The sequence below is a fragment of the Streptomyces sp. NPDC001231 genome, assembly GCF_042896885.1.
GTDB lineage: Bacteria > Actinomycetota > Actinomycetes > Streptomycetales > Streptomycetaceae > Streptomyces.
In genome coordinates this window covers 78544-104967 of sequence record NZ_JBIAXS010000020.1, presented here as the reverse complement: position 1 = coordinate 104967, position 26424 = coordinate 78544, and the positions used below count along the sequence as shown (strand labels likewise).

The 26424-nt window shown below is 72.8% G+C and carries 21 protein-coding genes and 4 pseudogenes; 9 read left to right on the top strand and 16 right to left on the bottom strand.

What is annotated here, in order from left to right; genetic code table 11:
- Positions 1-23 precede the first annotated feature (23 nt).
- Both ACFY3J_RS24170 and ACFY3J_RS24165 read right to left on the bottom strand, forming a co-directional pair.
- Positions 24-686, bottom strand: coding sequence for a response regulator (locus ACFY3J_RS24170; protein WP_384178065.1), 663 nt, complete (start codon positions 684-686; stop codon positions 24-26).
- Positions 683-1807 carry a sensor histidine kinase gene (locus tag ACFY3J_RS24165; protein WP_384178068.1) on the bottom strand — a complete coding sequence of 375 codons (1125 nt, stop codon included), beginning with the start codon at positions 1805-1807 and terminating at the stop codon, positions 683-685. Before ACFY3J_RS24165 ends, ACFY3J_RS24170 begins: the two co-directional genes overlap by 4 nt.
- Positions 1808-2016: 209 nt before the next feature.
- Here ACFY3J_RS24165 and ACFY3J_RS24160 point away from each other — a divergent pair, with 209 nt between their 5' ends.
- The 5 genes and pseudogenes from ACFY3J_RS24160 (at position 2017) to ACFY3J_RS24140 (ending at position 6780) form a co-directional block, all read left to right on the top strand.
- Positions 2017-4197 carry an MMPL family transporter gene (locus ACFY3J_RS24160; RefSeq protein ID WP_384178071.1) on the top strand — a complete coding sequence of 727 codons (2181 nt, stop codon included), beginning with the start codon at positions 2017-2019 and terminating at the stop codon, positions 4195-4197.
- 123 nt (positions 4198-4320) lie between these two features.
- Positions 4321-4491, top strand: a pseudogene (locus ACFY3J_RS24155) (DNA glycosylase AlkZ-like family protein); the annotation flags it as partial.
- A complete protein-coding gene (locus ACFY3J_RS24150) occupies positions 4416-4703 on the top strand; it encodes a hypothetical protein (RefSeq protein ID WP_384178667.1) in 288 nt (95 codons plus the stop codon). The pseudogene ACFY3J_RS24155 and the gene ACFY3J_RS24150, both read left to right, overlap by 76 nt.
- A 71-nt stretch (positions 4704-4774) precedes the next feature.
- Positions 4775-5872, top strand: coding sequence for a P1 family peptidase (locus ACFY3J_RS24145; RefSeq protein WP_384178074.1), 1098 nt, complete (start codon positions 4775-4777; stop codon positions 5870-5872).
- 278 nt (positions 5873-6150) lie between these two features.
- Complete coding sequence (locus ACFY3J_RS24140) at positions 6151-6780, top strand: PucR family transcriptional regulator (protein ID WP_390841726.1); 630 nt, start codon at positions 6151-6153, stop codon at positions 6778-6780.
- A 25-nt stretch (positions 6781-6805) separates the two neighbouring features.
- On the opposite strand, the gene ACFY3J_RS24135 is transcribed toward ACFY3J_RS24140, so the two are convergent.
- The 3 genes and pseudogenes from ACFY3J_RS24135 to ACFY3J_RS24125 all read right to left on the bottom strand — a co-directional run.
- Positions 6806-8230: a purine-cytosine permease family protein gene (locus ACFY3J_RS24135; RefSeq protein ID WP_384178080.1), complete on the bottom strand. Its 1425-nt coding sequence runs from the start codon at positions 8228-8230 to the stop codon at positions 6806-6808.
- Positions 8231-8706: 476 nt separating this feature from the next.
- Complete coding sequence (gene hutH, locus ACFY3J_RS24130) at positions 8707-10365, bottom strand: histidine ammonia-lyase (RefSeq protein ID WP_390841725.1); 1659 nt, start codon at positions 10363-10365, stop codon at positions 8707-8709.
- A gap of 20 nt (positions 10366-10385) precedes the next feature.
- A pseudogene (locus ACFY3J_RS24125) lies at positions 10386-11015 on the bottom strand (aminotransferase class I/II-fold pyridoxal phosphate-dependent enzyme); the annotation flags it as partial.
- Positions 11016-11232: 217 nt separating this feature from the next.
- On the opposite strand from ACFY3J_RS24125, the gene ACFY3J_RS24120 reads away from it, so the two are divergent.
- Positions 11233-11955 carry a CBS domain-containing protein gene (locus ACFY3J_RS24120; RefSeq protein ID WP_390841724.1) on the top strand — a complete coding sequence of 241 codons (723 nt, stop codon included), beginning with the start codon at positions 11233-11235 and terminating at the stop codon, positions 11953-11955.
- A gap of 11 nt (positions 11956-11966) precedes the next feature.
- Here ACFY3J_RS24120 and ACFY3J_RS24115 read toward each other — a convergent pair whose 3' ends face one another.
- Positions 11967-12920, bottom strand: a complete 954-nt coding sequence (locus ACFY3J_RS24115) for a PDR/VanB family oxidoreductase (RefSeq protein WP_384178090.1) — start codon at positions 12918-12920, stop codon at positions 11967-11969.
- A 265-nt stretch (positions 12921-13185) separates the two neighbouring features.
- On the opposite strand from ACFY3J_RS24115, the gene ACFY3J_RS24110 reads away from it, so the two are divergent.
- The gene (locus tag ACFY3J_RS24110) at positions 13186-14391 is read left to right on the top strand and encodes a cytochrome P450 (RefSeq protein WP_390841723.1); all 1206 of its coding nucleotides are present in this window, start codon (positions 13186-13188) and stop codon (positions 14389-14391) included.
- Between the two features lie 51 nt (positions 14392-14442).
- On the opposite strand, the gene ACFY3J_RS24105 is transcribed toward ACFY3J_RS24110, so the two are convergent.
- From ACFY3J_RS24105 to ACFY3J_RS24095, 3 genes and pseudogenes are all read right to left on the bottom strand, one after another.
- On the bottom strand, positions 14443-15258 hold the full coding sequence (locus tag ACFY3J_RS24105) for an IclR family transcriptional regulator (RefSeq protein WP_384178096.1): 816 nt from the start codon (positions 15256-15258) through the stop codon (positions 14443-14445).
- A 315-nt stretch (positions 15259-15573) separates the two neighbouring features.
- A pseudogene (locus ACFY3J_RS24100) lies at positions 15574-16180 on the bottom strand (aminotransferase class V-fold PLP-dependent enzyme); the annotation flags it as partial.
- 555 nt (positions 16181-16735) lie between these two features.
- Positions 16736-17614 carry an endonuclease/exonuclease/phosphatase family protein gene (locus ACFY3J_RS24095; RefSeq protein ID WP_390841722.1) on the bottom strand — a complete coding sequence of 293 codons (879 nt, stop codon included), beginning with the start codon at positions 17612-17614 and terminating at the stop codon, positions 16736-16738.
- Positions 17615-17901: 287 nt separating this feature from the next.
- On the opposite strand from ACFY3J_RS24095, the gene ACFY3J_RS24090 reads away from it, so the two are divergent.
- The gene (locus ACFY3J_RS24090) at positions 17902-19749 is read left to right on the top strand and encodes an exo-alpha-sialidase (RefSeq protein WP_390841721.1); all 1848 of its coding nucleotides are present in this window, start codon (positions 17902-17904) and stop codon (positions 19747-19749) included.
- A gap of 52 nt (positions 19750-19801) precedes the next feature.
- On the opposite strand, the gene ACFY3J_RS24085 is transcribed toward ACFY3J_RS24090, so the two are convergent.
- Positions 19802-20134 carry a putative quinol monooxygenase gene (locus tag ACFY3J_RS24085; protein ID WP_384178105.1) on the bottom strand — a complete coding sequence of 111 codons (333 nt, stop codon included), beginning with the start codon at positions 20132-20134 and terminating at the stop codon, positions 19802-19804.
- Positions 20135-20378: 244 nt separating this feature from the next.
- Here ACFY3J_RS24085 and ACFY3J_RS24080 point away from each other — a divergent pair, with 244 nt between their 5' ends.
- Positions 20379-20957 carry a restriction endonuclease gene (locus tag ACFY3J_RS24080; protein WP_384178108.1) on the top strand — a complete coding sequence of 193 codons (579 nt, stop codon included), beginning with the start codon at positions 20379-20381 and terminating at the stop codon, positions 20955-20957.
- An 83-nt stretch (positions 20958-21040) separates the two neighbouring features.
- Here the strand turns inward: ACFY3J_RS24080 and ACFY3J_RS24075 are convergent, their stop codons facing one another.
- The 6 genes and pseudogenes from ACFY3J_RS24075 to ACFY3J_RS24050 form a co-directional block, all read right to left on the bottom strand.
- The gene (locus ACFY3J_RS24075) at positions 21041-21901 is read right to left on the bottom strand and encodes a cytochrome c biogenesis CcdA family protein (protein ID WP_384178111.1); all 861 of its coding nucleotides are present in this window, start codon (positions 21899-21901) and stop codon (positions 21041-21043) included.
- Entirely contained in the window at positions 21898-22644 is a 747-nt protein-coding gene (locus ACFY3J_RS24070; RefSeq protein ID WP_384178114.1) for a DsbA family protein, read from the bottom strand. Before ACFY3J_RS24070 ends, ACFY3J_RS24075 begins: the two co-directional genes overlap by 4 nt.
- Before the next feature lie 62 nt (positions 22645-22706).
- A pseudogene (locus ACFY3J_RS24065) lies at positions 22707-23136 on the bottom strand (hypothetical protein).
- Between the two features lie 56 nt (positions 23137-23192).
- Positions 23193-23579: a hypothetical protein gene (locus ACFY3J_RS24060; protein ID WP_384178120.1), complete on the bottom strand. Its 387-nt coding sequence runs from the start codon at positions 23577-23579 to the stop codon at positions 23193-23195.
- 80 nt (positions 23580-23659) lie between these two features.
- Positions 23660-24016: a DsrE family protein gene (locus ACFY3J_RS24055; protein ID WP_390841720.1), complete on the bottom strand. Its 357-nt coding sequence runs from the start codon at positions 24014-24016 to the stop codon at positions 23660-23662.
- Between the two features lie 139 nt (positions 24017-24155).
- Entirely contained in the window at positions 24156-26051 is a 1896-nt protein-coding gene (locus ACFY3J_RS24050; RefSeq protein WP_384178126.1) for an ATP-binding cassette domain-containing protein, read from the bottom strand.
- Positions 26052-26424: the final 373 nt, after the last annotated feature.

Sequence of the window (26424 nt, the reverse complement as noted above, 5' to 3'; positions counted from 1 at the left end):
ACCGGCACGGCCGCCCGCCGCGCTCAACGGCTTCTCGGGGTCACCAGGCCCGACTCGTAGGCCAGGACCACGAGTTGGGCGCGGTCACGGACCCCGAGTTTGACCATGGCCCGGTTGACGTGGGTCTTCGCGGTCATCGGGCTGATCACCATGCGGTCGGCGATCTGGTCGTTGGACAGCCCCTGCGCGACCAGGGCGACGGCCTCGCGTTCGCGGTTGGTCAGCTCCGTCAGCCCCGGGCCGACTCCCGTGTCGAGCGGCTGGGTGACGTACCGGCTGATCAGCTTGCGGGTGATCGACGGCGCGAGCAGGGCGTCGCCCCGCGCGGCGACACGCACGGCGTGCAGGAAGTCCTCCGGCACGATGTCCTTGACGAGGAACCCGGCCGCCCCGGCGCGCAGCGCGTCGAAGACGTACTCGTCCAGGCCGTAGTTGGTCAGGATGACGACGTGCACCCCGGACAGCGCCGGGTCCGCGGCGACGCGCCGGGTCACCTCGATGCCGTCGAGGACCGGCATCCGGATGTCGATGAGCGCGATGTCGGGCAGGTGCTCCCGGACCAGTTCCAGGCCCTCCAGCCCGTCACCGGCCTCGGCCACCACCTCGATGTCGTCCTCCATGTCGAGCAGCGCGCGGAATCCGCTGCGCAGGAGCGGCTGGTCGTCGACCAGCAGGACACGGATCACGACGTCTGCTCCACGGGGAGTTCGGCCTGGACGGTGAAGCCTCCCTCGACACGCGGCTCGGCCCGCAGCCGGCCCCCGAGGGCGGTGACGCGCTCACGCATCCCGAGCAGTCCGACGCCGGGCACGGGGGCGGTGCCCGGCGTGGCTCTGCCGTCGTCGTCGACGCGTATCGTGAGCGCGTCCGGACGGCAGTCGATCCGGACCGACGCCGAGTCCGCGGCGGCATGCCGGGCGATGTTGGTCAGCGACTCCTGAACGATCCGGTATACGGTCCGGTCCACCGCGGCGGGCACGTCGTGCCGTTGCCCCTTGACCGTCAGCGTCGCGTCCAGGCCGAAGGCACGGGCCCGTTCCACCAGCTCCGGGACGTGGTCGATTCCGCGCGGCGGGGCCGTGTCGTCGTCGCGCAGCGCCTCCAGGGTCGCGCGCAGCTCCCGGCTCGCCTCACGTCCCGCCTCCTGGATCGCCAGCAGGGCCGCCGGCACCTGTTCGCCGCGCCTGCGGGCCACATGGACGGCGACCTCGGCCTGCACCTTGATGATCGAGATCTGGTGGGTGAGCGAATCGTGCAACTCCCGCGCGATGTGCAGCCGTTCCTCGTCGGCGCGGCGCCGCGCGGTCTCCTCCCGGGTGCGCTCGGCCTCGTCCGCCCGCCGCTCGGCCTGCCGCAGCGCCTCGCCCGCCGCGCCGGCCGCGATCAGCCAGGCCACTTCGAGGGCGCCGCGGGCCTGCGCGAACGCCTCCCCCGTGTCGTGCAGGGAGGCGAGGGCCGCGAGGGGGAGGGCGGCCAGCATGCCCACGCTTGCCGCGACGGTGACGGTGCGGTGCCCCGCCCGCATGGCGGCGTACACCGCGAACAGGTAGGCGACGGCGGGCACATCGAAGCCGACCGCCTGGTAACCCACCGCGCACAGTCCGGTGACGGCCAGCACGGGCAGCGGGGCCCGGCGGCGCGCGGCCAGCGCCAGACCGCCGGCCACCAGCAGCGCGTAGCCGAGCGGGCCGAGGTCGTCGGCGGAGTGCCCCCCGGACAGCCCGGTGGCCAGCAGCGCCCCCGCCACGCCGACGGCGATCGCCCAGTCCCCGACACCGGCCGGGACACCGAACCGTGCTCTGTCCATGGGCGCACCCTAACGGGATGCCGCCGCGGGCGGATCACGCTCGGGGACGAGCGCCCCTGTACCGCGCCCGCGGTACAGGGGCGGCGCCCGCGGTATCCGCCGCGGTCCCGTGCGCCGTCGGTGGCAGCCCAAAGTGTCCGCGCCTGCGGGACGTTCGGGGACGGGTCCGGAGGACATGATCGGGCGACGTCCAGTCGCAGGAGGAGAAGATGACGGCAACCGGCACCCCCCGTACGGAAGGAGCCCTGGCGGCACTGGCCCGGTTCTGCTACCGGCGGCGCCGCCCGGTGCTCCTGGCCTGGATCGTCGGCGTGATCGCCGTGGCGTTCGCCGGCTTCGGCTTCGGCGCCGCCCCCGACAACGACTTCTCCGGCGGAAGCTCCGACTCCGCCAAGGCGCAGGCGCTGATCGAGAAGCACTTCCCCGAGCGGCAGGGGGATACGCTGACTCTCGCGATCAAGGCGGAGAAGGGGATCGACGACCCCGCCGCCCGGCAGAAGATCGAGAAGGTCGTCGCCGATCTGGACGCCTCCCCCCTCACGGGACCGGTGACCTCGCCGTACAGGGACGAGGATCTGGTGACGAAGGATCGTCGTATCGCCCGTACGACCATCCCGCTGACCGCCAAGGATGTGAAGAAGGCCGAGGTCAAGCCCCTGGTGACCATGGTCAAGGAAGCCTCCGGCGACGGCGTGACGCTGGGGCTGGGCGGGGAGAAGGCGGAGAAGGCCGAGACACCCCCGCAGGGTTCGTCCGAGAGCGTGGGCATCGTGGCGGCGGCGGTGATCCTGTTCATCGCCTTCGGGTCACTGGTGGCGATGGGACTGCCGATCGTGACCGCACTGCTGGCGATCGTCGCCGGCATCGCCCTGATGAAGCTGGTGGGATACCTGGTTCCGTCACCCGATTTCACCGCGATCCTCGCCGCGATGATCGGGCTCGGCGTCGGCATCGACTACGCGCTGTTCATCGTGACCCGCTACAAGGACGGCCTGCAGGCAGGCGACGAGCCGGAGACCGCCACGGTCAAGGCCATCACAACGGCCGGTCGCGCGGTCCTGTTCGCCGGCACGACCGTCGTGATCGCGCTGATGGGCCTGATCGTCATGGGACAGCGGCTGATGACCGGGGTGGCCGTCGCCACCTCGGTGATCGTGCTGGTGACGATGATCGCCGCGGTGACCCTGCTGCCGGCGTTCCTGGGCTTCACCGGGCACAGGATCAACTCGCTGCGCCTGCCGCGTCGCACGTCCCGGCGGAGCGGGGCCGACGGTGTCCCGGCGCGGGAGCGACCTACCCTCGCCGAGCGCTGGGCCGGCGTGGTGCAGCGCAAGCCGCTGGTCGCCGCGGTACTGGCCGGCGCGGTCCTGCTGGTGCTGGCCGCCCCCACGCTGTCGATGCGGCTGAGCAACCCCGACGCCAGTGTCCAGCCCCACGACAGGAGCAGCTACACCTCGTACGAGATCCTCTCCGAGGGCTTCGGTCCCGGCTACGGCGCACCCCTGGTCTTCGCCGCCGAGGTCGGCTCCGGCCACACCGGTCTGCGTCCCGTCGTCGAAGCGGTCGGCAGGACCGAGGGCATCGCCCACACCACACCGCCCCAGGTCAGCAAGGACGGGCAGGCGGCGATCTTCATGGCCTTCCCCCGGACCGGATACCAGGACGAGGCGACCGCGGACGTGGTGCACCGGCTCCGCGACGACGTGCTGCCCAAGGCACCCGGGGGCGACGGGGTCTACGTCGGTGGCCCGAACGCCGGCACGATCGACATGGCCGACGACATCGGCTCGCGCCTGCCCTTCATGATCGCGGTCGTCATCGCGCTGTCCCTGGTGCTGCTGATCGCGCTGGTCCGGTCCGTCACGATCGCGTTGCAGGCCGCCGTGATGAACCTGCTGGCGATCGGCGCCGCCTACGGCGTGCTCGTCGCGGTCGTCCAGTGGGGATGGCTGGGCTCGGCCCTAGGCTTCCCCACCGAGATGCCGATCACGACCTGGGTGCCGATGATGATCTTCCCGGTCCTGTTCGGCCTGTCCATGGACTACGAGGTCTTCCTGATCTCACGGGTCCGTGAGGAGTACGAGCGCACCGGCGACACCCGGACGGCCGTCGCCCGCGGAATGGCGCGGACCGCCAAGGTCATCACGGCCGCGGCCGCCATCATGGTCGCCGTCTTCACGACCTCGCTGCTCGGTCCCGACGTCGCGGTCAAGCAGGGAGGTCTGGGCATGGCCGTCGCCGTGCTCATCGACGCCACCATCATCCGGATGATCCTCGTCCCCGCGGTGATGGAACTGTGCGGCAACGCCAACTGGTGGATGCCCGGGCGCCGTTCGCCGAAGGCCACCGCGGCTCGAGGCGCCGAGGTCGGGGAGGAGGCCAGGGTCTGACCCTTGCTCCGGCCGGAGTGCGGGGAACCCTGGGCGGGGTTCCCCGCACGACCGGGAGACAGGCTCGGCGTGATGACCGGATGATTACCGCGCGCCCTCAACCGCTGGGCACTCGCCCGGCAGTTGCTGCTGGACCGGGAGCCGCTCACCGCCGCCGACGCGGTGCGGCGCGTGGTCGCTCTTCAGGCACAGCAGCCCGCCTCGCCGTACCCGGCGCTGTGGAACCGGCTCAGCGGCTTCGACCCGGCCGGCCTCGACGCCGCCGTGCCCGGCCACCGGGCGGTCAGGTCGACCCCAAGTTCGCCGAACGCCCCGAGTTCGCACCCGAGTCGCTGCCCCGGACGGCGGTGATCGGCACGCCGGGCGAGGTCGTCGAACGGCTGCGCCGCTACCAGGAACCCGGCGTCGACGAGTTCAGCTTCTGGTGCGACAACAGCCTCCCGCACGAGGAGAAGCGCAGGTCGCTCGAGCTGTTCGTCAAGGAGGTCGTGCCGGCGTCCCGGTGACGGGCCGTTCATACGGCCGGGGCCGCCCGCCGCGCCCGGTCCCGGCCGTACATGACGTAGCGTCCGGTCGTATGGAACCCACGGCTCACCTCCAGTCGGTACCGGGCACCCGGCGCCGGGCCCGTGACCTCGGTATCGTCGTCGGGCGGGGCGACACCGGTCCCCTCAACGCGATCACCGATGTGCCGGGCGTCCGGGTCGGTCACGCCACCGTCCGACGTCCCCCCGATGTGCACAGCGGAGTGACCGCCGTCGTGCCCGGTGCCGTCGGCCCCCACGCGCCGCTGCCCGCGGGGGTGTTCACCGGCAACGGCTACGGCAAGCTCATCGGCACCACCCAGATCGCCGAACTCGGCACGCTGGAGACCCCCGTACTGCTCACCTCCACCCTGTCGGCGTTCCGGGTCGCAGACGCCCTGGTCGGGTGGATGCTCGAACGGCCCGGAAGCGGCGAGGTGCAGAGCCTCAACCCCGTAGTGGGCGAGTGCAACGACGGCTTCCTGTCGGACATCCGCGCGCGGCCGGTGCACGAGGAGCACGTCCGGGCCGCGCTCGACGGGGCGGTTGGCGGTCCGGTGGCCGAGGGCTGCGTCGGCGCGGGAACCGGCACCGGCGCCCTGGGGTTCAAGGCCGGGATCGGAACCGCCTCGCGCACTCCCGAACTGGGAGGCCGGCGGCACACGGCCGGGGTCCTGGTGCAGGCGAACTTCGGCGGCACGCTGCGGGTGCTCGGCCGCTGCGTCACCCCGCGGTCCCTGGGCCTGACCGGCGACCCGGCGCCGGTCACGGAGACCGGCTCCTGCATGATCGTGGTGGCCACGGACGCCCCCGTCGACGCGCGGCAGCTCACCCGCGTCGCGCGGCGGGCCGTCTTCGCCCTGGCCCGCACGGGCGCCGCCTACAGCCACGGCAGTGGCGACTACGCCATCGCCTTCGGCACCCGACCGGAGGCGGGCGCCCCGGTGGCGGACGCCGAACTGGGGCCCCTGTTCGAAGCCGTCCTCGACGCCGTCGAGGAGGCGGTGCTCAACTCCCTGCTGGCCGCGACCACGACCACGGGCTTCGGCGGCCGCACACTGCCGGCCCTGCCCCCGGACCGGCTGCTCGACGCCCTCACGGCTCCCGCGGCAAGCCCACTGTCAGGCGGCCGGAAACAGCCGTCCGGCTGACACGGGATCCGCGGCGGGGAGGCGATAGGCCGCGGCTATCGGCCGCATTCGGCAATCGCGCATTGTGACGGCCGGTCCTTCGGAGAGCCTGACGACGGCCTGCGGCACGGCCGGCGTGGTCCAGCGAAGGGGAGGGCATGGCACAGTGACAGCACCTTCGGCGCAACCGCATCGACGGACGGTGGGACCCGGCCGAGTCGGGGCAGACCCGGGAGAACATCAACCCGGCCGGCGTCACCGACCGGATCGGGGAGTTCGCCGGGTCGGGCGGCGTCGACGTGGACCGGGCGGTCGACGCCGCCACCGCCGCGTTGCCCGGCTGGCGCGGGCCCGGGCCGCTCCTGGAACGTGAGGGCGACCGGCTGCCCACCGCCCTGATCGGCGACACGGTGATGGTGATCGTGCCCGACGGCGTCGACGCCGCGGCCGCCGCCCGTACCGTCGCGGACCACCTGACCGTGCTGGACCCGGGGGTCCGCGTGGGCGTGGGCGAGCCACGACGTGGCGTGGCCGGGCTGCGGCTCGGCTGCTTCGAGGCCCGCCAGGCGGCGCAGGCAGGCCCCGGGGAGCACCGGGCGGCGCCGCTGAGCATCGCCGGACTGCTGATGGGCAATCCGGACCTGCCGCTGCGGGAGCTGGGCCACGCCGTGCTCGCGCCGCTGCTGCGGCACGACGAGGAACAGAGGGCCGAGCTGGTCACCACGCTGCGGTCGTACCTCGCCCATGACTGCGCGTCCGCCGCGACCGCCCGGGAGCTGACGCTCCACCGCAACAGCCTGCGCTACCGGCTGCGGCTGATCGAGCAGCTCACCGGCCGTGATCTCGACCGTCTGGCCGACCGCACGGAGCTGTGGCTCGCCGCCCTGGCACTGGAGGCCGACCCCGCCGGCACACCGCCCGGGCAGTGAGCGGGTGCGCCCGCCTTCGCCGCCGTCAGGCGGTCGGGGAGGGGGAAGCGGTCCCCGTCCCCGGCTCGGTGGTGAGGATCATGCGGTCCGGTACATGGGCGGTGTCCCGGCGGGCCGTGAGCCAGTAGAGGATGGCGGGTACGGCCAGGCCGACGATCCAGGAGATGTCCGTGCCGCCGAGCGGCTTCACCAGCGGGCCGGTGTAGAAGCTGGTGGCCAGGAACGGAAGTTGGGCCAGGAGGCCGATGCCGTAGACGATGAGTGCCTTGACGCGCCAGGCGCCGTAGCGGCCGTGCGGGTCGCTCAGGGCGGGCAGGTCGTAGCGCTCCTTGGCGATCAGGTAGTAGTCCACCAGGTTGATCGCCGACCAGGGGGTGAAGGCCGTGAGCAGGAAGAGCAGGAAGTCCTTGAACGAGGTCAGGAAGCTGTCCTTGCCCAGGAGGGCGACCGCGGTTCCCGCGATCATGATCCCGGCGATGTAGGCGGCGCGGCCGCGGGTGGACAGCGCGCGCTGCCCGCGGAAGCCGCTGATGCCGGTGACCACCGACATGAAGCCGCCGTAGGTGTTGAGGACGTTCACCGTCAGCTTGCCCAGGGCGATGACGAAGTACAGGAACGAGGCCGCGAGGCCCGCGCCGCCCAGGCCGACGATGTAGCCGACCTGGTTGTCGACGAAGGCGCTGCCTGCGGCGGCCGCCGCGAGCGCGCCGAACGTCATGGACCACTGGGAGCCGAGGGCCGAGCCGCCGAGGGTCCACCAGAAGGTGGCGCGGGGAGAGGTGGCGCGGGGCAGGTAGCGCGAGTAGTCCGCGACGTACGGGCCGAAGGCGAGCTGCCAGGAGGCGGACAGGGAGACGGCGAGAAGGAAGAGCGGCAGGTCGAAGGAGCGGTTGGCGAGGAGGGCGCTCAGTTCGGCGTGCTCCAGGAGGCGGATGCCGAGGTAGATGAAGGCGACTGCGCATACGACGCTGGCCACCCGCCCCAGGGTGTGGATGAGCCGGTAGCCGACGAGCGTGGTGACCGCGGTGACGACGGCGAAGATCACGATGCCGGTGGTGTCGCCGAGGTGGGTGAGTTCGCCGACCGCCTGCCCGGCCAGCACGCTGCCGCTGGCGAAGAAGCCGACGTACATCACGATGACCAGGACCAGCGGGACGACGGCTCCGCGGACGCCGAACTGGGCCCGGCTGGAGATCATCTGCGGCAGGCCGAGGCGCGGTCCCTGGGCGGAGTGCAGGGCCATCACCGCGCCGCCCAGCAGGTTGCCGAGCAGCAGGCCGATGATCGACCAGAAGGCGCCCCCGCCGAAGACGACGGCGAGCGCGCCGGTGACGACCGCGGTGATCTGGAGGTTTGCGCCCAGCCAGAGAGTGAACTGGCTGAACGCGCTGCCGTGCCGTTCGGCGTCGGGGATGACATCGATCGAGCGTTGTTCGACCACGCCTGTCATAGATATGCCCTCTTCCACGGATCCGCTTCTGACATGCATAAGGTCATTCAGAATGGGATTGGATGAATGAGAGGTCAATACTTTGTTGCAAAATATGGGCTGAGGATTGCCTGGGCCGGGTGGCGAGGCCCGAACCTACGGCCGGTGGCCGCCCCGACTCACCGACGGTCCCGTTCCTCGCGGAGCCACTGCCCGACGACCGCGTCGGCGGTGCTCGCCGGGAGCCGGGCTCGGAGCCGCCGTCCCGTGGACCCCGGAGGCGGTGCCCGCCCCGTCCGCCGTGCCGTCCGGCCGGAACCGCGCCGGCCGGCGTCCCTGGAGTGGAGCCGCTGGGGCATCCGCACCCGCGGCAAGCCCGTCGCCGTGCACACGATGTATTGCCCGGCCGCTTGAGCCCGGGGTCCGACCGACGTGACGGCCGGACGCGCGGGCGGGAAGGCGATCGCCGGCTCCGGCAACCGCCCCGGCGGCGGCGGTCAGGGGCCCTCGGGGTGCACGGCCCGCACGGCCTCGACGACGGAGCCGTTGTGCACCAGGTCGACGGCCGCACGGACCCGGGGGTACAGGACGACGTCCCGCGTGATGTGGTCGATGGCCCGCCCGTCGGCGGACCGGGTGGCGCGTACGAGTTCGAGGACCGCCCGGCTCGCGCCGGACAGCACCGAGGCGTCGGCGGCCTGTTCGGCCAGGCGCAGTTCGAGTGCCTGCGCGGCCATCAGCAGCTCGATGCCGATGACGGCCTCGATGTTGGCGACCACCTGCCGGGCGTGCCGGCCGGCGTTGTTCGCCATCGAGACGTGGTCCTCCTGGTTCGCGCAGGTCGGGATCGAGTCGACGCTGTCGGGATGGGCCAGCGTCTTGCAGTCCGACACCAGCGCGGCCGCGAGGTACTGCGGCAGCATGTAGCCGCAGTCCATGCCCACCTTCTCGCTGACGACGAGCATGTCCGGCAGCCCGCGGTTGAGGGATCCGTCGTCGAGGCGGAACAGCCTGCGCTCGGCGATGCTGCCGATCTCGGTGACGGCGATGGCGAGGAAGTCCGCGGCGAACGCGAGGTACTGGGCGTGGAAGTTGCCGCCCGAGACCGCCTTGAGGCCACGGGTCGCCGGCAGGTCCGGGAACACGAGCGGGTTGTCGGTGGCCGCGTTGATCTCGGTCTCCACGATGTCGTGCACGAAACGCAGTGTGTCGCGGACCGGTCCGAGGACCTGCGGTGTGCAGCGCAGCGAGTACGCGTCCTGCGGCGGCCGCCGGACCGGGTCGCGGTCCACGTCGCCGTCGACCAGGCCGCTGTCGCCGAGCAACTGCCGGATGCGGGCCGCGGACTCGATCTGGCCGCGGTGCCCGCGGGCCTGGTGGATCTGTGGGAGGAACGCGTCCCCGAAGCCCATCAGCGCCTCGATGGACATCGCTGCGGTGATCTCGGCGGTGGCGAGCAGGTTCCGCGCGTCCGCGAGGGCGAGGGCCACCTGCGCCGTGGAGAACGACGTGCCGTTGGTCAGGGCGAGTCCCTCCTTCGCGCGCAGCGTGATCCGCTCGATCCCGGCGTGGCGCATGGCCTCGAGACCGCTCACGATCTCGCCGTCCCGGAAGGCCTCGCCGCTGTCGAGTTCGACGTCCTCGCCGGCCGGACGAGACAGCACGATCGCCAGGTGGGCCAGCGGGATGAGGTCACCGCTGGCGCCCAGAGAGCCGTATTCGGGGACCGCCGGGTGCACCCCGGCGGCGAGCATCCGCGCGAGGGTCTCGGGCAGCTCGGGCCGGACGGCAGAGTGGCCGCGGGTCAGGCTCGCGGCCCGGATCAGCATGGCGGCGCGCACCACCTCCTCGTCCAGATAGCGGCCCACCCCGCTGGCGTTGGAGACGATCAGCCGGCGGGACAGCTCGGCGGCGTCCTCGGCGGTGGCGAATGCCTGCCGTCCGGCCAGCGAACCGAAGCCGGTGTTGACGCTGTAGATCGGCTCCACCGGCTCACCGGCCCGCATGCCCTCGACGATCGAGTCGACCCACTGCTCGCTCGCACGCATGGCCTTCACGGCGCTCTCGCCGACGACGACCCGACGGCCGCCGCGTGCGACGGCGAGGAGATCGTCGAGGGAAACGGGCGCTTCGCCCAAGGTCACTGGCTCGGTCATGGGTTCCTCCTGCGCTGAGGCTACGTGCCGTCGCAGGGGCCGCAATCGGCTGTTCTCATGGGGTGAGAACAGCGCCGGGCCGCGGCGACCACGGCGGCGTTGGCGTCCTCGTCGCCGACGGTGATCCGCACGCCCTCACCGGGGAACACGTGCACGCCGATGCCGGCGAGCGTGCACTGCCGCAGGGACACCCGGCTCACGTCCCCGAACGGCAGCCGGACGAAGTCGGTCCCGGACGCCGGCACCTCCAGGCCCGCCGCGCGCAGATCCGCGACGAGCCGGTTCCGCGAGCCGGTGAGCCGCCGTACCCGACGCGCCGTCGGCTCCGGCTCGTCCAGGGTCGCCGGCGCGGCGGCGAGCGCGGGCGCGCTCAGCGTGAACGGCAGCGCCACGCGCCGGGCGGCGTCGAGCACCGCCGGGTCGGCCACGCAGTAGCCGGCCCGCAGACCGGCGAGGGCGTAGGCCTTGGAGAACGTCCGCGGCACGGCGACGTTCGGATACGACCGCTGAAGCCGCACCCCGTCGTCGGTTCCGCCCGCCGGCACGACCTCGCGGTAGGCCTCGTCCACGACGATCAGCACGTCCTCGGGAACGGCCGCGACGAAGGCGGCCAGGACGCCCGGCGGCAGCACGGTCGAGGTCGGGTTGTGGGGATTGCAGACGGACGGCGGCTCGGCGCCTGGAAGCCGGGGCGGCGACCGTCAGGCGCCGACGAGCCGTTCTCAGCGGGCGAGAATCCGCCAACGGCCGAAACGGGTGACCGCGCGCGGTACGAAGGGACTTTCGGGGTCCTGGCAGGGACTGTTCGGCCTCGGCGGCAAGGCGGCGCGTGCGGTGGACTGGAGGCGACAGGAAGGGTGCCGGGTGATGAGACGACGCAGCGTGGGCGAGCTGATGAGCCCCACCGCCGTGAGTGTGCGACCGGGCACGGCGTTCAAGGAGATCGCACGCGTCCTCGACGAGTACGACATCACCGCCGTCCCGGTGGTCGACGACGAGGACCGGCCGATAGGAGTGGTGTCCGAGGCGGACCTGCTCCGCAAGCAGACGTGCGGAGGCGCCGGGAGGAACGCGGGGGAGCTGATGACGAGCCCCGCCGTGGTCGCGGAGCCCGGCTGGCACGCCGTGCGTGCCGCGCGGGCGATGGAGCGGCACAAGGTCAAGCGCCTGCCGGTGGTGGACGGCGACGGCCGGCTGATCGGCGTGATCAGCCGCAGTGACCTGGTGCGGCTGTTCCTGCGCCGGGACCGCGAGATTCAGCAGGAGATCCTGGAGGACGTCCTCGTACGGATGCTGGGCCTGCGGCCTTCGGCGCTCGCGGTCGAGGTCGCCGAGGGCCGGGTCGTACTCAGCGGCACAGTGGAGCACAAGAGCCTGATCCCGGTCACCGTGCGGCTGTGCGACAGCGTCGACGGCGTGGTGGAGGTGGTGAACCGGCTCGGCTTCGACCGGGACGACATCCTGAACCCTCCCGCGGTACGCGGCGGTTCGGCTCGTTCGGAGGTCGGTGTGCGCACGGCGCCGGGTGGTGGGGACGGCCTGTCGTCGGTGCTGTCACCGCCCCGGCTCCGCTTCGGACGCCGCCGGTGAGCCGCCGGTAGTCACACGTCCAGGACCAGACGTTCACCCAGGCACCGCGAGACGCAGATCATCATGGTCCCGCCCGCGGCGCGCTCCTCCTCGCTGAGCACCCGGTCACGGTGGTCCGGCTCGCCCCCGAGAACCGCCGTCTCGCAGGTCCCGCAGACGCCTTCCCGGCAGGAGCTGAGCGTCCGCACGCCCGCCTGCGACAGCGCGTCGAGGATCGACTGGCGGGCGCCCACGGTGATCTCGCGGCCGTCGCGGGTCCGCACCGTGAACGGCCGGTCGCCCTCGCGGCGCGCGTCCCCGGGACCGGCGGTGAAGTGCTCCACGGTCAGCCGGGTGCCGGGGCGGGTCCGGGCGTAGTCCTCGACGGCGGTGAGCAGTCCGGGCGGACCGCACGCGTACACGCCGGCGTCCGCCGCTCCCAGCCCGTCGAGCTCCGCCGAGATGTCGGCGACGCCCGACTCGTCGTCGCGGTGGAGCCGCACCCTGTCCCCGTACCGGGCCAGCTCCGCGGTGAACGCCATGGAGGCGGCGGCCCGCCCCAGATACAGCAGCGTCCACTCCTTGCCCGCCGCGTCGAGCGCGGCCGCCATCGGCAGCAGCGGTGTGATCCCGATTCCTCCCGCGACGAGGACGTGGCGGCCGGCTCCGAGGTCCAGCGGGAAGGTGTTGCGGGGGGTGCTCACCAGCAGTGTGTCCCCGGCACGGACACGGTCGTGCAGGTGGACCGAACCGCCGCGCCCGCCGGGTTCGCGCAGCACCGCGATCCGCCAGCGTGCCTCGTCCGGGGCCGACGACAGGGAGTACTGCCGGATCAGATCGCGGGAGAGCACGACGTCGATGTGGGCCCCCGGCGTCCACCGCGGCAGGGCCCGGCCGTCGCGCGCCGCCAGGACGAGGGAGACGACACTCGCCGCTTCCGTCGTCACCTCCTCGACCGTGACGGTCACGAACTGCTGCGCCGACATGGCTCCTCCGTCTCCGACTCGACCTGTGCGGGGCGCTTTCCGAGGCACCCCGGTCGCCGCATCGTGCGGAGCGCGGCTGGTACGCGGCAACGGCCTTTCTCAGCAGGCGATAACAGCCGTGTCCCGGACGCCCGCCGCCGGACTACCGTTCCTGCGCGGCAGCGGGCACGAGGCGGCGCAGCCCGGCGCACGTCGCCCGGCACGCCCCGTCCACACCGCCGACCCGCGTACCCGACCACCACCCGCGCCCACCCGAGGGGGCCTGATGACCAGCACCGCCGACGGCGTCGTCGCATCCATCCCGGACGACCCCTACGACGACGCCAACCTGACCGACCCCTACCCGCTGTTCGACCGCATGCGCGAGGCGGGACCGGCGGTGTGGCTGGAGCGGTACGGCGTCCACGCCTTCACCCGCTTCGAGCAGTGCCGGCAGATCCTCGCCGACCACGAGACGTTCATCTCCGGCGCCGGGGTCGGTCCGCGCAACTACCACCAGGAGCCGCCGTGGCGCCCCGCGGGCATCCTCGACTCCGACCCGCCCGCGCACACCCCGCTGCGCACCGCGATGGCCGGAGTGATCTCCCCCCGCAACATCCGGGTGCTGCGCGCCGCGTTCAAGGAGTTCGCCGTGCGGCTCGTGGACCGGGTCCTGGAACAGCGCGAGTTCGACGCCATCACCGAACTGGCCGAGCTGTTCCCGATCGAGGTGTTCGGCAACGCGGTCGGCATACCCCGCGAAGGGCGAGCGGAGAACCTGCTGCCGCACGGTGCCATGAACTTCTCCGCGTTCGGCCCCGAAGACGCCCGCTACGCACGGTACTTCGCCGCCGGCGAGGGGACCGTCGAGTGGGTGATGAGCAACTGCGCCCGCGAGAACCTGACCCCTGACGGCCTGGGCGCCAAGATCTGGGAGTACGCCGACCAGGGCGTGATCACCTCGGACGAGGCGACCCGGCTGGTGCGCGCCCTGCTGTCGGCGGGCCTGGACACGACCGTACTGGCCATCGGCAACACCATGAAATGCCTGGCCACCCGCCCCTCCGAGTGGGCGGCCCTGCACGAGAGCCCGGCGCTGGCCCGGTTCGCCGTCGACGAGGCGCTGCGCTTCGAGTCGCCCTTCCAGTCCTTCTTCCGCACCACCTCCCGCGAGGCGGCGTTCCACGGGGTGCGCCTTGCCGAGGACACGAAGATCGCGCTGTTCATGGGCGCGGCCAACCGCGATCCGCGCCGGTTCGGGGACGACGCGGGCGAGTACCGGATCGAGCGGGACGCCTCCGGGCACCTGGCGTTCGGCATCGGCGTCCACCAGTGCGTGGGCCAGCCGATCTCCCGGCTCGAGATGGACGTCCTGTTCAGCGAACTGGCCCGGCGGGTACGGACGGTGGAACTCGTGGGTGAGCCGGTGCCGTTCCTGCACAACACACTGCGGGGCTGGACGCACCTGCCGGTCCGGGTCACCCCGGCCTGAGGGGGCGCGGGGGGCCGCGCCGCTGCCCATCGGGCGCCCGCCGGACGGCGTTCACCCGATGGGCAGCGGCGCAGCCCGGTGCTCCAGCAGCTCGCCGAGCTGTCGGCCGGCCGCCCGCAGCCGGCTCCGGGCGTGCCGGCGCCAGGCCGAGCCGCACCGGCTCTCGGGCCCGGCCACGGTGAGCGCGCAGAGCACCTCGCCTCCCGCCACGACGGGCACCGCCACCGCCACCGCGCCCTCGCTCAACTCGCCCCTGGTGACCAGGAAACCGCTCCGGCGGACCCGGTCGATCTCGTTGGCCAGCTGGGCGCGTCCCAGGGTTCGGGCGGTGATGCCGCGCAGCGGCTGCTCCAGAACGTGGTCGATCACGGCACGCGGCGCATGGGCCAGCAGCAGGCGCTGGCCCGCTCCCGCGTGGAGCGGCAGCAACTGGTTGATCCGGAACGCCATCCGGATCGGGTGGGGCGACTGGGTCTGCCGCAGGCACATGGCCCGCGTGCCGACCCGCACGGTCAGCACGGCCGTCTCGCCCGTCGCGTCCGTCAGCTCCTGGAGCAGCGCGTGGCCCAGCTCGACCAGGCGGGTGTGGGTCAGGTGCTGGCCGGAGATCTCCAGCAGCCGCCAGCCGGGCGCGTAGGTGCCCGCGCGCTCCTCCACCAGGTCCAGCTCGCGCAGGGTGCGCAGATACCGGTAGACGGTGCTCACCGGGATCCCGGCGTCGGCGGCGATCTTCTCGACCCGGGCCTCACCCGACTCGGCCACGCTGATCAGCACGTTGAGGCCGCGCTGGAACGAGACGCCCGGTGACACCCCGGACCGGCCCGCACCACCCGCGTCGGCCGCACCGTTAGGGACCACTCTTGTCATGAAGCCCTCCTCGGCCTGCCCATGGGGCGTCAGCGGTCGCCGTGCGGAGCGACGGGGCGTCAGCGTAAACGATCGTCCCCGTCTCGCACGAGACTTCGACCGTGCCGCATCGCGGGCTCTTGCGCACACCTCGTTCTCGTCCCGTGAGAACGCCTCTCGCCGTGTCGCGAACCCCGTGCCCGCACTGCGGCGACGGCTCCCGCACGGGACGCGGCCGACGCATCGGCGGCCCACCGCCGCCGACCGGACCGCTGTGGACACCGGAGCCGTGGACACCGGAAGGCGCCGCGTGCCGTCGGGAGGTTCCCGTCCCGGTCAGCGGGCGAGGCCGCCCAACGCGGCCGGCGGCCGGTCGACGTCGTCGGAGCAGCTGTACGGCGCGAGCCCGACCCGTACGCCGCCCTCGTCGCTCAGACCGAGGCGGCTCACGGCCTCCACCGCGGAGAAGGAACCGGCGGGAGCGTCGACCGCGTGCTCGGCCAGGTGCCGGGAGACGTCGGCCGGGCGCACTCCCGCCACGGTGAACAGCAGGGTCGGGGTGCGCCGTGCGGCACGTGAGTGCACGGTGATCCCGCCGAGGCCGGCCGGCCCCTGCTCGATCCGCGCGCGCAGGGCGTCCTCGTGGGACTCCAGCGCCGCGAAGGAGGCGACCAGCCGGTCCCGGCGGCTGCCCCACGCGTCCGAAACCGGTCCGCGAGGAAGTCCACCGCGGCGCGGGCGCCGGCCAGCGGCTCGTACGGCAGGGTGCCCGGTTCGAAACGCTCGGGGACGGCGTCGCTGGAGGGCAGCGGCTTGTCCGGGCGCAGGGTCCGGAGGAACTCGGGCCGGGCGGCCGGCACTCCCAGGTGCGGGCCGAGGAACTTGTACGGCGAGCACACCAGCGTGTCCGCGCCAGCCGTGCCAGGTCCACGGTCGCGTGCGCGGCTCGCACGGTGGAGACGCTGGTGCGCCGGCACGGTACCCGGACGGAGGGACCGCACCTGCTGTCGGCCGCCCACGGCGTACTGGCCGCCGACATCAGCCTGGTCACCTCGGACGGCAGCGCCATCCTCGGCGACCCGGTGCCCTGGGACGGCACCCTGCGCCCCGACCTCGCGGTGCCCCAGCGCACCGCGCGGCTGCCGGCCCACCCGGTGCACGACGACTTCTCGGCGGGACAGCGCCGGAGCGGCGCGGCACCTGTTCCGGCCGCCTGGCCGGTGTGGCCGTACCAGCGGGCGGACGAGGACCGCGCGGACACCGTCGCTCCGGGCCTGGCCGTCCTCGAACCGTTCGTCCGCTCCTGGCCGGAGACGGCCCGGACCCGCGCCGACCACGACAGCGCCGCGCGCCGCCGCTTGCTGGAGGAAGTCGTCGGCAGCCGGGCCACCGTGAGCCGAGAGGTGGTGGAGCGCGCCGTCGCGCTCGGCCGGCGCCTGGAGGACTGGCACGTTGAGACCGGCCGACGCGACGTGGACGTCGGCGGCGCCGTGAGAGTTCAGCGGCCGCGCCGGTGGAGCTCCAGGTCCGCGACCACGGGGCGGTGGTCGGACGCCTCCGTGGCGATCGACCGGACGCCGGTCACGGTGATGTCGGGGGAGACGGTCACGAAGTCGATGCGCTTTTCCGGACGGAGCGCCGGGTACGTCCCTCCGCCGTCCGGGTCGGCGTCCCTGAGCCGCTGCCACAGCGGTGCCAACTCCGGAGCGCTCGCCTCGGTGTTGAAGTCCCCGACCAGGATCTTCGGGCCGCGGTCGGCGGCGAGCACGTCGAGCATGTCCGCCACCTGGGCCCTGCGGACGGACGGGTCGCCCCGGTAGTCCAGGTGCGTGTCGTAGACGTGCACGTGCGATCCCCTGACGTTGAGCGTCACCTCGGCGAAGCCGGGCGCCGGGGCCGGCACCGGATCGGGCGTCTGGGTGGAGAGCCGGGTGATCTCGTGGTTCTCGGCCTCGAGCACCGGGTGGCGACTCAGCACGGCGACGCCGAACTGGCGGCGGTCCGCGCCCTGGGCAGCCGGGTCCATGTCGTAGATCGGCGCGAAGAACACCCGCATGCCGAGCTTCTCGGCCAGCGCCCGGGCCTCGTCGGCGAAGTCGCTGCGGGCGCCCCAGTGGACGTCGACCTCCTGGAGACCGACCACGTCCGCGTGCAGATCACGTATCGCTCGCGCGGTGCGGTCGAGGTCGAAGACCTCGTCCTCGCCGGCCCCGGCGTGGATGTTGTAGGTCGCCACCCGCAGCGGCACCGCGGGTGCGCGGGACCCGGCGGTGCCGGTGTCCGCGGCCGTCGCCGGTGCCGCCACGGCGAGCACGGCGGTGGCGGCGAGTACGGCGGCGACGCCGCGCCGGACAGGACGTCGGAACGTGGGCTTCATGCCGTCGATCCCTTCACCGTCTTCTCGGAGAGTCACACAACAGCCGCTGTGACGAGTGTGGTTGACGATGCCGCCCACGTCGAGCCCGCCTCCGTCGAGCCGCTGACGAGGATTCAGCGCCGCGGCGGGCCGTCGTCCCCGCCGTGGCACATCACATGGGACCGGAGGGGTTCACGTCAGACGTCAGACGTCATATGATCCGCGTCGACGGCAGACGCCCTGCCGTTCCGAGCGATAGGACAGCGATGTCTCACTTCCGGCGAAGGCTCCGATGGGGAGCAGGTCTGGTGGGGCTCTCCACCGTCGTGGCACTGGCGGGCGGCGTGCCCGCGGCCGCGGCCGCCAAACAGGCACCGGACTTCGACGCCACGCCCCCTCAGGCAGGCAAGCCCTTCTACGCGGAGCAGCAACTCGCCACGAACGGCGAGGGTTTCCCGAACTACCGCATCCCGGCGCTGGCCGTCACCAACCACGGTGACGTGCTCGCCGCCTACGACGGCCGGCCCACCGCGATCGACGCGCCCGGCCCGAACTCCATCCTCCAGCGCCGCTCCACCGACGGCGGCGCCACCTGGGAGGAGCAGACGACCGTCCACGCGGGCAAGCGGGAGGCGCCCATCGAGGGCTACTCCGACCCCAGTTACCTCGTCGACCGCTCCACCGGCGACATCTTCAACTTCCACGTGAAGTCCTTCAACCAGGGCTTCGGCGGGTCCCGGCCCGGCGTCGACCCCGAGGACCGCAACGTGCTCCACGCCGAGGTCAGCGTCTCCCACGACGACGGCCGCACCTGGCGGCACCGGGTCATCACCTCGGACGTCACCGCCGACCTCGGCTGGCGCTCCCGGTTCGCCGCGTCGGGCCAGGGCATCCAGCTGAAGTACGGCAAGTACGCCGGGCGGCTGCTCCAGCAGTACACGATCATCAACGGCGACGGTGTCTTCCAGGCCGTGTCCGTGTACTCCGACGACCACGGAAAGACCTGGAAGGTCGGCGAAGCCGTCGGTGCGGGCATGGACGAGAACAAGACCGTCGAACTCTCCGACGGCCGCGTCATGCTCAACTCCCGCGACTCCGGCCGCTCCGGCTACCGCAAGGTCGCGATCTCCGACGACGGCGGCGTCACCTACGGCAAGGTGACCGTCGACCGGGAGCTGCCCGACCCGGCGAACAACGCCTCCATCGTCCGCGCCTTCCCCAACGCGCCGAAGGGCTCGGACCGCGCCAAGGTGCTGCTGTTCTCCAACGCGGGCTCCACCAGCCAACGGGCCAACGGCACGGTCCGGATGAGCTTCGACGACGGCGAGACATGGCCGGTCGCGCGGGTCTTCCAGCCGGACGGCATGGCCTACTCGACCCTGGCGACCCTGCCGGACGGCAACGTCGGCCTGCTCTACGAGCCCGACGGCGGCAACGGTGGCATCCGCTTCGCCCGGTTCAACCTCGCCTGGCTCCAGGGCGTCGCCGCGCCGCTCACGGCCGAGAACCTCACGGTCGAACGCGGCGGTGCGGCGGCATTCGAGCTCACGGTGGCGAACCAGAGCGGGTCGGCCCTCCACGTGAAGGACCTCACCCTCGGGGTGCCCGCGGGCTGGACGTACGGACTGACGCCGCCGGACCGGATCCTCCCGGACTCCTCCCGCGCCGTCACCGTCCACCTCACCGTCCCGGAGGACGCGACCGGGGGCACCTACCCCGTGACCGCCACGCTCACGGACACCAAGGGGCGCACCGCCCGGGGTTCCTTCACCGTCGAGGTGCCGAAGACGGCCGACGAGAACACGCCGGGCCGCATCCAGGTGACCGGCGGCACGCTCACCAACCCGCGGGACGACGGCTACCGGGCCGGTGACAGGCTGGTCTTCACCTACACCGTCACCAACCTGTCCGACGCGGCCACCACGGTGGTGCCGAGCGGGAACCTCAGGGACCTCGACCCGGCGGCCGACTCACGCAACTGCCGGTGGCGCGGCCTCGCGGCGCACGCCTCCTACACGTGCGCCTTCCCGTACCACGTCGTCTCACAGGAGGACCTGGACGCGGGGTACTTCACACCGGTGACCGAGTGGACCTCGACCTCGGACGACAGCGTCACCGTGATCGGGCACACGGGCGAGCGCGTCGAACTGAGCTGACCCGACCCGCGCGTCGAACCGCCTCGCGGAAGAACTCCCGCGAGGCGGTGGGTCATTCCTGTCCGGAGACGGCCATCTCGCCCAGCAGCGACCAGCCGTCCTGCGCCAGGGTCGTGTTGACGATCCGAGGCGTCTCGGCCAGGTGCGGCGGCAGGGTTTGCTGCGCGGCCCTGAAGTGCTCCGACCGCACGTGGGCCGCCCCCGCCTCGTCGTCGCGGAAGGCCTCGACCAGGACGTACTCCGTCGGGTCCTCGACGCTGCGGGACCAGTCGAACCACAGGCAGCCCGGTTCGGCGCGGGTGGCCGCGGTGAACTCGGCGGCGATCCGCGGCCACTGGTCGGCGTACTCGGGGCGGACACGGAACTTGGCGGTGATGAAGATCATCGGTCTCCCTCAATGGTTCTCCGCGCGCAGCCGCGCCGCCCGCTGTGCGGTCCGGCGCGCGAACGGCGCCACAGGCGTGCCGCACCGCGGGCCGGGACGGGCCGGTGGTGCGGTGGATCGGCTGAACACGGCCGTAGCCGTGACAGGTCGGACACGGCAGGCTGTGATGATCGTAGCCGACGGGTGACCAACCGCCCGGGGGTTGCGGCGGTGCGCCGCCGCAAGGGGGAGGGGGCGGATCCGGATGGGGATCGCGCTGCTGGTGGCGTTGACCGCCGCGGTGGCCGCGGCCGTCGTCACGGGCCTGGTACGGGCCGGGCGACGCGAGGCACAGGCGGAGAGGACCCGGCTCGCCGAGGAGGCGCGGCGGCGGGCGCGCCGTTCGCTGGACGCGGTGTGGGCGATGGACGACCGGCAGTTCGAGGAGTACGTCGCCGAACTGTGCCGCCGGGACGGCTGCACCGACGTCCGACGGGTCGGCGGCGCCGGGGATCTGGGCGCGGACGTGACCGGCCGGCTGCCCGACGGCCGCCGCATCGTCGTCCAGTGCAAGCGGTACGCCAGGCACCGCACCGTCGGCAGCCGTGACCTCCAGACCTTCAACGGCACCGCACGAGCCGAGCACCGGGCCGACGTCCCGGTCTTCGTCGCCTCCTGCGTCTTCACCCGGCCGGCCCGCGAGTTCGCGGCCCGGCACCGACTGTGCCTCATCGACGTCGATCTGCTCGGCTTCTGGAACGGCGGCACCGCGTTGACCTCGTTCCTGGACCTGGACATCGGCCGGTCCGGAACCAACCGCCGACTGCGCCCGGACCACGACTGACGGGAGCCGCGTGTGCCGTGCGCGGACGGGACACCGGCGGGACGCGCTGTCCACGCACGGCACACGCGGCGACTTCCGCCCGGTCAGGCGGCGGAGTCGGTGCCTTCTCCCTCCTCACCGCGCGGAAGACGGCGAAGCCGCAGCACGGCCACCACCGCCGTACCGGCGCCGGCCAGGGCCAGCACCAGCAGGAGAACCCGGTCCGAGACGGCCTCGCCGAGCCGCCTGGCGCCGCTCTCCCAGGCCGCCTCGGTGTCGATGTCGAGGAGGGAGGGCAGTGCCGAGGTGCCGTCGAAGAGCAGGAACACGACGCCCAGCAGGACGAAGAGGATCCCGCCGGCCAGCGAGGTGGTGTGCACGGTCAGCGGTCCCCACCGCACCGCGCGCCCCCGCAGCCGGCGCCGACGCCCGAGGTCCCAGCGGTCCCACAACAGCGCCAGGACGAACAGCGGAACGGCCATGCCCAGCGCGTAGACGGCCAGCAGGAGCCCGCCGTGCACGGGGCTGCCGCCGAGCGCCGCTACGGTGAGGATGCCGCCCAGGATGGGACCGGCGCAGAAGCCCGCCAGTCCGTAGACGGTGCCCAGGGCGAAGACGGAGGCGGCGGACCCGGTCCTGCGGGTGCCCGCCGCCTCCTGAAGACGGCGGGAGCCGAAGCCGAGGCCCAGGATCTGCGCCAGTCCCAGTGCGATCATCGTCCAGCCGCCGAGCAGGACCAGCAGCTCGCGGTGCCCGTAGAACAGGCGGCCGGCGAAGGAGCCGGCCACGCCGAGCGGCACCAGTGTGGTGCACAGCCCCGCGTAGAAGACGGCGGTACGCAGCGACAGTCGGGTGCGGCCGGTGAAGGCGTAGGCGAAGAACGCCGGCAGCAGCAGCGCACTGCACGGGCTGAGCAGTGCCAGCAGGCCGCCGAGGAAGGCGGTCGCGGCGGTGATCCCGCTCATCGCCCGGCTTCCTTCGCGGCCTTCTCGACGGCGGCGGTGAACGCGCTCAGCGGCTGCGCGCCCAGGATGGGTGTGGAGTTGACGAGGAAGGCGGGCGTGCTGGACACCCCCAGCGCGTATCCCTCCTCCTGGTCCCTGCTCACCGACACCTCGGCGGCCTGGGACTTCAGGTCGGCCTCGAAGCGGTCGAGGTCGGCGACGCCCGCCTCGCGGGCCATCTCACGAAGCCGGGAAGAGGAGAAGGCGCCCTTGTTGCGCGGGCGTTCCTTGGCGTAGACGACGTCGTGGAACTGCCAGAACCGCCCCTGCCGTCCGGCGGCCCAGGAAGCGCGGGCGACGCGCTCCGATTCGGCGCCGAACACGGGGAAGTTGCGCCACTCGATGCGCAGCAGGCCCTTGTCCACGTACGAGCGGACGAGTTCCGGCTTGGTCTCCCGCGCGAACCTGCCGCAGAAGGGGCACTGGAAGTCCTCGTAGGCGATCAGTACGACGGGCGCGTCGGCGCGGCCCAGGGCCAGCGGGTCCTTCTGGTCCCTGCGGGCCAGGGCGAGCAGCGACTTCTCCTGTTCGTCGGGGGTGGCTCCGGCGACGGACGGTGAGACGGCGGCGGCCGGCCGGTCCCGGGACACGGGGTCCCCGGAACCGCCGCCGAGAGCGGCGGCCGCGGCGACGGCGGCCGCCGCACCGCCGCCCACGGCGATCAAGGTCAGACGGCGACGGTGGGCACGAGGGGAGGAAGGCATGGGGCACCTCCGAAAGTGAAGTGTGCGAAGGAGAGAGGAAGGAGAGAGGGGAAGGACAGGGGTCAGGCGACGGGCCGCACGGGGCAGGCCGCCTCGGTGGCCAGGCGCCGCAGCGCGGCCTCGGCCAGCAGGACGAGGGCGAGCACGGCGACCGCGGGTTGCAGGGGCGCCCAGTAACTCAGCGCGCCGGAGGCCCCCAGCAGAAGCAGGACCACCTTGTTGCAGACGGGGCAGCCGATCGCGAGGAAGGACAGCACCGCGCCGGCCGAGCCGAGCGAGCGCCCCGTCGCGTCGTCACGGCCCGCGACGGGCCCGGTTCGCACATAGGTGCGGCGGCACCGAGCGGGAGAACAGCGGGGTCGGGACGAGTGCGGTGGGCACGCCCAGGACGAGGACCGCGGGCGGCGTGGCCACCGCGACAGCGGCCCAGCGACGTCCGGGCCAGCGGCGCAGGGCGGCCCACGCCGCTCGGGGGGAGCGGGACACGGACAACGGATGACTCTCCGGTCGTACGGGGTGGCAGGGACGCGCGGACAGGGCGCGCGGACCTACACCCGTCGTACGGAGAGTTCGGTGAGGTCGGGAGGAGACGGTTCCGGCCCGTGGCGCCGGACATCCCGGCGCGCGGACTCCCACGCCGGTGCCGTGTCGTCGGCCTGCGCCGGCAGGGCACGGGAGAGCAGCGCACCGAACCGCGGGTGCTGTTGCTCCGGCTGCGCCTTCTTCAGGCAGGGCCCGTTTCCCGCCGCGGCGGGCGCGCCGTGACCGGCGTCGTCCAGCGTCTCGGGACACGGTGCCACGTGCGGGTCGGCCGCGGCGGAGGAGGACGCCGCCCGGAACCCGGGCGGAGAGGCGGTCGTGGCGCAGAACAGCGCGGCCAGCAGGACGAGCAGCGCGAGGCAGGCGCCCATGGCACCGTGCCGTGTGCGACGCATCGCCCTTCCTCCACTTCCTCGGTCCCGACACCATAGCCCAGGTACCCCCGGGCGTATCGAAGCCGGGACCGGGCGCGTCATCACAGCGGGACCAGGGACCACCCCTCGTGCTGACGGAGCGCCAGGTGCCACACGGCGGCCGGTACGACCCCGACGCCGGCCACGAGGGAGCCGGCGGTCAGGCCGCGCCCCGAGAGACTGTTGGCGCAGGCGAGGACCCGCGCCCCGGTCTCCAGCAGCCGGGTGACCTGTTCGCCGGACTCTTCCCCCAGCACGAGGTCCAGTCCGGCGCCGTGGACGACGACCTCGACGGGCCGATCCGCCGCCACCAGGTTCGTCACCGCGCGCACCACGCGGTCCGGTTGAGGAGCCGCCACGACGACACGTACGGGAGCGGGGGAACGGGACCCGGCTGCCTCGGCGTTCTCGGCGTTCATGGGGCCACCCTCGCACACCGGGCGGAGTCGCGACCGGGGGACCCGCGCGGCGCGACCCGATCCCACCGGAACCGGGATCCCGCGGCCGCGCACAGGCCTGACCGCGGGCGGGTCGCGCCGCCGCCGTGCCGGGCTGGTGTCAGCGGTCCTGGGACAGGCGCAGCAGGTCCGCGAAGACCCCGTTCGCCTGGACGAGTTCGTCGTACGGGCCCTGCTCGGTGATGCGGCCCTCCTCCATGACCACGATGTGGTCGGCGATCCTGGTGTTCTCCAGGCGGTGCGTGACGACGATGGTGATGCGTTCGCCGGCGATGGCCTTGATCCTCCCGAAGATCCCGTGCTCGCCCCGCGGGTCCATCTGCGAGGTCGGCTCGTCCAGGATCAGCAGCGGCGTCTGCCGGTACAGCGCCCGTCCGCAGACCAGACGCTGCCACTGGCCGCCGGACAGTTCGGCACCGCCCCACAGCTCCTTGGCGAGGAGGGTGTCGAGCTGCTGCGGCAGTTTCTCGACCGCCTCCCGCATGCCGACGGCCTCGACCGCCTCCCAGACCGGTCCGTCGTCGTAGGTGCGGGGCTGGCCGAGGGTGATGTTCTCCCGGGTGCGCAGGGGCCAGCAGGCGAAGTTCTGGGGGACGAGAGCGGTGCGCCGCCATACGGCGTCCGGGTCGGCGTGGGCGAGGTCGGTGCCGTCCCACAGCACGCGGCCCTTGTCCGCGAGGAGGATGCCGGTGATGAGCTTGGCCAGGGTGGACTTGCCGGAGCCGTTCTCGCCGACGACGGCGAGGATCTGGCCGCGGCGCAGGGTGAGCGATACACCGTTGACGGCCGGTTCGTCCTTGCCCGGGTACCGGTAGACGACTTCGTCGAGCCGGATCTCGTCCACGCGTTCCGGGATGGTCAGTTCACCGCGCCTCGGGGCGCGTTCGCGGGCCATGTCGAGGAAGGACCGCATGTCGGCGAGGTAGAGCGAGGTGTGGAACATGGCGGCGCCGTTGACGACGAACTGCGAGAGCGCGGCCAGCGTGGTCTGCACGGCGACGACGGCGGTGGCGGCGACCGGGAGGGCGACACGGCCGGTGGTGGCCAGCCAGGCGAGGGTGACCCAGGTGCCGAGCAGGAACACGCCGCCCAGGGCGCTGGTCGCCAGCACGATGCGCAGCATGCGGGGCGCGGCGGTGAGGGTGCGCTGGTCGATGCGGTCGGACAGGGCGCGGTACCAGTAGACCAGGTAGCCGGTCATGCCGTTGGCGCGGACCTCGTCCCCGAAGCGCGAGTAGGTGGCCCACCAGCGCATCATGGAGCGCACGTTGCGGTCGCCGACGTTGAGGTAGTGGGTCTCGTAGTCGACCCGCGCGGACAGTACGGCGCCGGCACCGGCCGGGACGACGGCCAGCAGGAGCAGCGGCAGCATCAGCGGGTGCAGGGCGGTGATGACACCGCTCGCCGCGATCATGCGGATCAGGGCGGCCGTGAACCGCTGGCTGTCCTGCACCATGAACCGGGTCCGGGTGACACCGACCTCGGCGGCCTCCTGCCGGTCGGCGAAGCCGTCCTCGCCGTACGCCGACGCCTCGACCCGGCACACGGCGGCGACGAGCGCGATGTCCGCCTCGGTCATCAGCAGCGGTGTGATCCGCCCGTCGGCGTACGAGGACAGGGCGCTGCCGATCCGGCCGAGGCCCGCGGCGGCCATGACCACGATCAGCGCGGGCAGCGCGCCGTGCAGGCGTTCGGACACGGTGCCCGTACCGAGGATGTGGGTCATGGCCCGCGCGGTGAACGCGAGGACGAGCGCGGCCGTGGCGCCCGTGAGGAGCTGGCAGGCCAGGAGGAGCACGACGCCGGTCCTGTCGACGGACCAGGCCATGCGCGCGGTGTGCCCGAGCACGGCGGGAAGCCGGCGGCACATGGCGCCGAAACCGGCCTCCGCCAGGGGGTTCCTGCCGTGCTTGCCCTCGAAGGTGATGGTGGCGGGAGGTGGCGGGGGAGGCGTTTCCCCGTTCGCGGTCGAGGCGTCAGTCACAGTCACCTGCATCCCTCCTTGGGGCTCGCACCGCGCCTGGATGGCCCGGCAGTGCCCGGTACAACGAGGTGCCGGGAGATTCGAACACGCTCGATTCCGGACGCGGTGGACCCCTTGAGGAGCAAGGGCCCGCTCACGCGGTCGCCGTACTGGAGCCGCCGTCGAGCGGTGGCAGGGTGGCCGAAACGCCGATGCCCGAGACGCCTGGTGCACATGGGTTTTCCCGGGACACGGCCCCGGCCCGCACCGCCGGCCGGCCCGCACACGCACGGCTGGGCGCGCCCACTGCCGAAGGACGCATCGACCCGTTACCTTTCTCCGCGCCGGCCGCCTCGGGCTGACCGAGGCGCGCCAGGGCCGACCCCTGACATGCCGTCAACCACCG

What these genes read in the sequence shown, in the direction of transcription:
- ACFY3J_RS24165 (WP_384178068.1), bottom strand. Translation starts at nt 1,807, where the DNA reads ATGGACAGAGCACGGTTCGGTGTCCCGGCCGGTGTCGGGGACTGGGCG.
- ACFY3J_RS24160 (WP_384178071.1), top strand. Translation starts at nt 2,017, where the DNA reads ATGACGGCAACCGGCACCCCCCGTACGGAAGGAGCCCTGGCGGCACTG.
- ACFY3J_RS24145 (WP_384178074.1), top strand. Translation starts at nt 4,775, where the DNA reads ATGGAACCCACGGCTCACCTCCAGTCGGTACCGGGCACCCGGCGCCGG.
- ACFY3J_RS24135 (WP_384178080.1), bottom strand. Translation starts at nt 8,230, where the DNA reads ATGACAGGCGTGGTCGAACAACGCTCGATCGATGTCATCCCCGACGCC.
- hutH (WP_390841725.1), bottom strand. Translation starts at nt 10,365, where the DNA reads ATGACCGAGCCAGTGACCTTGGGCGAAGCGCCCGTTTCCCTCGACGAT.
- ACFY3J_RS24120 (WP_390841724.1), top strand. Translation starts at nt 11,233, where the DNA reads ATGAGACGACGCAGCGTGGGCGAGCTGATGAGCCCCACCGCCGTGAGT.
- ACFY3J_RS24115 (WP_384178090.1), bottom strand. Translation starts at nt 12,920, where the DNA reads ATGTCGGCGCAGCAGTTCGTGACCGTCACGGTCGAGGAGGTGACGACG.
- ACFY3J_RS24110 (WP_390841723.1), top strand. Translation starts at nt 13,186, where the DNA reads ATGACCAGCACCGCCGACGGCGTCGTCGCATCCATCCCGGACGACCCC.
- ACFY3J_RS24105 (WP_384178096.1), bottom strand. Translation starts at nt 15,258, where the DNA reads ATGACAAGAGTGGTCCCTAACGGTGCGGCCGACGCGGGTGGTGCGGGC.
- ACFY3J_RS24095 (WP_390841722.1), bottom strand. Translation starts at nt 17,614, where the DNA reads ATGAAGCCCACGTTCCGACGTCCTGTCCGGCGCGGCGTCGCCGCCGTA.
- ACFY3J_RS24085 (WP_384178105.1), bottom strand. Translation starts at nt 20,134, where the DNA reads ATGATCTTCATCACCGCCAAGTTCCGTGTCCGCCCCGAGTACGCCGAC.
- ACFY3J_RS24080 (WP_384178108.1), top strand. Translation starts at nt 20,379, where the DNA reads ATGGGGATCGCGCTGCTGGTGGCGTTGACCGCCGCGGTGGCCGCGGCC.
- ACFY3J_RS24075 (WP_384178111.1), bottom strand. Translation starts at nt 21,901, where the DNA reads ATGAGCGGGATCACCGCCGCGACCGCCTTCCTCGGCGGCCTGCTGGCA.
- ACFY3J_RS24070 (WP_384178114.1), bottom strand. Translation starts at nt 22,644, where the DNA reads ATGCCTTCCTCCCCTCGTGCCCACCGTCGCCGTCTGACCTTGATCGCC.
- ACFY3J_RS24060 (WP_384178120.1), bottom strand. Translation starts at nt 23,579, where the DNA reads ATGCGTCGCACACGGCACGGTGCCATGGGCGCCTGCCTCGCGCTGCTC.
- ACFY3J_RS24055 (WP_390841720.1), bottom strand. Translation starts at nt 24,016, where the DNA reads ATGAACGCCGAGAACGCCGAGGCAGCCGGGTCCCGTTCCCCCGCTCCC.
- ACFY3J_RS24050 (WP_384178126.1), bottom strand. Translation starts at nt 26,051, where the DNA reads ATGCAGGTGACTGTGACTGACGCCTCGACCGCGAACGGGGAAACGCCT.